Source organism: Aeromonas sp. HMWF014, from assembly GCF_963878295.1.
Lineage (GTDB): Bacteria > Pseudomonadota > Gammaproteobacteria > Enterobacterales > Aeromonadaceae > Aeromonas > Aeromonas popoffii.
The window spans coordinates 1-3463 of sequence record NZ_CAWNYS010000211.1 but is presented as its reverse complement, the minus strand read 5'-3'; the positions used below and the strand labels follow the sequence as shown (position 1 = coordinate 3463).

Annotated in this window: 5 protein-coding genes; all 5 read right to left on the bottom strand. The window is 59.4% G+C overall.

Annotated elements, in window-relative coordinates; translation table 11 throughout:
* Positions 1–1050: excinuclease ABC subunit UvrC (uvrC, locus tag AAC083_RS08535; protein ID WP_146181622.1), on the bottom strand; the 1050-nt coding region annotated here is incomplete at its 3' end.
* Between the two features lie 129 nt (positions 1051–1179).
* Positions 1180–1824: a UvrY/SirA/GacA family response regulator transcription factor gene (gene uvrY / locus AAC083_RS08530; protein ID WP_042036535.1), complete on the bottom strand. Its 645-nt coding sequence runs from the start codon at positions 1822–1824 to the stop codon at positions 1180–1182.
* Between the two features lie 211 nt (positions 1825–2035).
* On the bottom strand, positions 2036–2815 hold the full coding sequence (kdsB, locus tag AAC083_RS08525) for a 3-deoxy-manno-octulosonate cytidylyltransferase (RefSeq protein ID WP_108536322.1): 780 nt from the start codon (positions 2813–2815) through the stop codon (positions 2036–2038).
* Complete coding sequence (locus AAC083_RS08520; protein WP_042036532.1) at positions 2812–3000, bottom strand: Trm112 family protein; 189 nt, start codon at positions 2998–3000, stop codon at positions 2812–2814. Before AAC083_RS08520 ends, kdsB begins: the two co-directional genes overlap by 4 nt.
* Before the next feature lie 177 nt (positions 3001–3177).
* A partial coding sequence (locus tag AAC083_RS08515; RefSeq protein WP_181364689.1) for a tetraacyldisaccharide 4'-kinase occupies positions 3178–3463 on the bottom strand: 286 nt, incomplete at its 5' end.

The window sequence follows — 3463 nt, the reverse complement described above, 5'->3', positions numbered from 1 at the left end:
GCTCACCACCCGCACCTTGTAACCGGCGGTCTGGCTCAGGGTCTCGGCAATCACGCTTTCGTCCTCGAGAGCCACGTCCAGCAGCACCTCGCTCGGGATCTGCCTGCCCCCCTGCCCCGACAGATAGAACTGCAGCAGGAAGGATTGCACCACCTCCTCGAGGGGCGTATCGCTCGGCACCTTGGGGAAATAGCTACGCGAGCCGAGCACCTTGCCCTGACGAATGAAGAGCACATGGATACAGGCCGCGCCTTGCTCAAATGCCACCCCCACCACATCCAGTTCATCGAGCACGTTGCCACTCACCGACTGCTGCTCGGTCACCCGGCGCAGCGCCTGGATCTGATCCCGGTAGCGAGCCGCATCCTCGAAGCGCAAATCGCCGCTGGCGGACTCCATCTTGCCCACCAGCTCCCCTATCACCTGCTGATTTTTACCCGCCAGAAACAGCTTGGCCAGCTCCACCTGCTGGGCATATTCCGCCTCGCTCACCAGCCCCGCCACGCAAGGGCCAGCGCAGCGTTTGAGCTGATAGAGCAGGCAGGGACGGGTACGGTTGGCATAGACAGCATCCTCACACTGGCGCACCGGGAAGATCTTCTGCATCAAATGCAGGCTTTCGCGCACGGCGCCGCCCGATGGGTAAGGGCCGAAGTACTCCCCCCTCACCTTGCGGGCGCCGCGATGGACGCCGATGCGGGGGTGCTGGTGCCCTGTGATAATGATCCAGGGGTAGGATTTATCGTCCCGCAGCAGCACGTTGTAGCGCGGCTGGTACTGCTTGATGAGGTTGTGCTCGAGGATCAGCGCCTCTGTCTCCGTGTGGGTCACCATCACCTGGATATCGGCGATCTGGCGTACCAGGGTGTGGGTCTTGATGCTGTCGACCCGGGTGCGAAAGTAGGAGGCGAGCCGTTTTTTCAGATCCTTGGCCTTGCCCACATAGATGACGGTGCCACCGCTGTCATACATGCGGTAGACACCGCTCTGGTGAGTCACGGCACTCAGAAAGGCCTTGCTGTCAAAAAGGGGCTCGGGAGAAAGGGTCATCAGCTACTCGGCTCAACACAAAGGGGCGAAAACGATAGAGATCAACATCAACGGGGAGAGCATACTGCGCCAGGCCAGCGAAATGCAAAAAGGCGGCACCCGCCGCCTTTTTGACTCCCCGCCCCCCGCTTACAGGGTGTCGGCGTCCAGCATGCCATAGCGAATGGCCAGATGGGTCAGCTCCACATCACCGTTGATGTTGAGCTTGCTGAACAGGCGGTAACGGTAGCTGTTGACCGTCTTCGGGCTCAGGTTCAGCTGCTCGGAGATGTCGGTCACCTTCTGGCCCTTGGTGATCATCATCATGATCTGCAGCTCGCGCTCGGAGAGGGACTTGAAGGGATTTTCATCCGCCGACGCAAACTGGCTGAGGGCCATCTGCTGGGCGATCTCCGGGGAGATGTAACGCTGGCCCGAGTGCACCAAGCGAATGGCGTGGATCATCTCGTCCGGGGCGGCGCCCTTGGTGAGATAACCGGCGGCACCCGCCTGCATCACCTTGGTGGGAAACGGATTTTCTGAATGAATGGTCAGCACTATGATGCGCACATCGGGCCGGATCCGCAGTATCTTGCGGGTCGCCTCCAGGCCGCCGATGCCCGGCATGTTCATGTCCATCAGGATCACGTCTGGATGGTGCTGACGACAGAAGGTAACTGCTGCTTCCCCGCTCTGCACCTCGCCCACCACCTTGATCCCGCGGACATCTTCCAAAATGCGTCTTATCCCTGTACGCACCAACTCATGATCATCGACCAGGAATACATTTATCACCCAAACACCCCGTTTTTTATCTCGTTATATGCCAGTTAGGGTTAACACGGCGTCTTGCATCATAACCAAACTCGCTGGTTTGGCAAACCATGGGCGGGAAAAGTTTGAAAGTGCTCATAAATGACGTTTGTAATCAAATAATTATGTAAGGATTCAACACAAAAAACGGCGCCCGCAGGCACCGTTCAGAGTCACATCGGTGGTGCTGGCATCAGTTCGCCAGCAGCGCACGCACCTTGTCCAGATCGGCCTGGGTATCCACCCCAACCGGCGGTGCTTGCAGCGCCTGGGCCACGTGGATCTTCTCCCCGTACCAGAGCACCCGCAGCTGCTCCAGCGCCTCAACCTGCTCCAGCACGCTCGGTGCCCAGTCCACATAGCGCTGGATAAATCCGGCGCGATAGGCGTAGATGCCGATATGACGCTGATAGTGGCCGCCAATCTGCTCGTGGCGCCCAACAGCGCGATCACTGGCAGCAAAGCGATCCCTGTCCCAGGGAATGCAAGCGCGACTGAAGTAGAGGGCGTAGCCATCCTTGTCAGTCACGACCTTGACCGCGTTGGGATTGAACGCCTCCTCCGCATCCTCGATGGGCACAGAGAGGGTAGCCATGGGTGCCGTCGCCGCGGCCAGGTTATCGGCCACCTGACGTATGATGGCTGGCGGAATGAGCGGCTCATCCCCCTGCACATTGACGATGATGGTATCGCTGGCAAAGCCGTAGTGGCGGCACACTTCTGCCAGACGCTCGGTGCCGGACTGGTGATCCTGCGAGGTCATGCACACCTCAAAGCCTGCGAGCGCGGCGCAGGAGGCCAGCGCGCTGCCTACCCGCTCGTCATCGGTGGCGACGATCACCCGATCCGCACCGGATTGCAGGGCCTTTTCCACCACGTGCTGCACCATGGGCTTGCCATGGATGTCTGCCAGCGGCTTGCCCGGCAAGCGGGTGGAGGCGTAGCGGGCAGGAATGATCACCACGAAACTCATGACGGCATCTCGTCGCTATTAAGATGACGGGCGCGATTCTCCAGCAGCACAGGGATCCCCTCCTCCAGCGGATAGGCCAGCTTGTCGAAACGGCAGACCAGCTCGTGTACTGCCTTGTTGTAGTGCAGCTTTCCCTTGCAAACCGGGCAGGCGATGATGTCGAGCAATTTGATATCCAGTGCCAAAACGAAACTCCTTCAACGATGTCGAGCAAGCGACTATCTCGAGCGGGCCAGGATGCCGGGCACGCTATGATGTCGAGCCATTAATAGTCTAAAAACGTGAGCCAACTCGCGGCTCCTTCCACTCTGTCGAACGTGCCATGATGCCGGACAAGCCAGCATGCCGGGTCATGCCACCCTTCAGTGTTCAGAGCCGGCAGCGGGCGCCCTTGCCAGATTCAATTTCTGCAACAGACTGTCGAGCAAAGAGGCAGGCAACTCGGCACTGACCGGCAGATACCACCAGTTTTCCAGCGCAAATCCCCGACACTTGACCGCGTCTTTTTCGGTCATCAACAGCGCCCGCTCGCCGAAGCGGGCGAGCAATTCATCCCGCTCAAACGCTTGATGATCCGCATAACCGACGCTCTGCTGAAGCTCATAACCAAGACTGGTCAGAGTGGCGAAGAAACGGGGGGGATGGCCT

What these genes read in the sequence shown, in the direction of transcription:
- kdsB (WP_108536322.1), bottom strand. Translation starts at nt 2,815, where the DNA reads ATGAGTTTCGTGGTGATCATTCCTGCCCGCTACGCCTCCACCCGCTTG.